The 946-nt window shown below is 43.0% G+C and carries 1 protein-coding gene; it reads left to right on the forward strand.

Features of this window, described 5'->3' with window-relative positions:
- Positions 1-946 (forward strand): Calx-beta domain-containing protein (locus A3762_RS04030; protein WP_156493216.1); only part of this gene is annotated, 946 nt, incomplete at both ends.

The raw sequence follows: 946 nt of genomic DNA on the forward strand, positions 1-946 counted from the left end.
CTTACCGAAGATGCAGAGGGAAATAACACGATTAGCCTCAGTGTTGTGAAGCAAGAGGGAACACAAAAGAATACTTTTCGATTGCAGGGAACACCTATTCCGGCGGTTGGGGATAGCCCCGTCGCACTTGATAGTGATTACTGGCTCGAAGTAACTGACGGCAGCGAGAGCTTTATTACTAGGTTTCCTTTTACTATAGGGCCTGTAGCTATCGAGTCATTTGCGACTTCCAGTAGTTTTGATGAGGGAGGCGCTAATTTCTCTGGGGTTGAAGGTAGAAATATTCGAGGGAAGCAAGTTTGTACTCAGCTGGGTTCTTTGCCACAAAATTCAATTGATAAGGGTTTCGGATTAAGCTATCCGAATGCAGTGTTACTTACATTAACGGAACCCGTATCCATTCCGCTTGTTTTTGATTATGTTATTTCTGAAGACGATAGTGGAAATTCTCCGGCATCACCACTTTCTGATTTCGAGACTTCTACTGGGCAAGTTAGATTTGAGCCTGGAGATACAGCGTGTGGATTTGTTTTGTACTTAATAGACGATTTGGTGATTGAGCCGCCCGAGACCTTCAAACTAGATTTATTAGCGTCTCAGACAATAGTCTCAGAATTTGAAAACCGTTCAGTGGTGGTAAATATTGTTGATAATGAGCCACGGCTTAAACAGGAAAGTCTTTCTTTTATTGCTACGCCTGGGGATGCGAAGTCATTCTCTATTGAATTAAGTAGGCCTGCAGAAAATACGTTGTTAGTTCCCTTTACTGTGAACGAGGATAACTCTACGTTGTCTGCCACTGACTATTCGATTACTCCAGCATCTCAGGTAGTTGAGATAGGAGAGGGTGAGATACTTGGGCAAGTTTCTGTAATGATTGAGTCAACCATTACTAGCACTGAAGCTGATCCTCGGTTCTATATCGAATTTCAAGGTGCCACTGTAG

This window comes from Oleiphilus sp. HI0125, assembly GCF_001635355.1.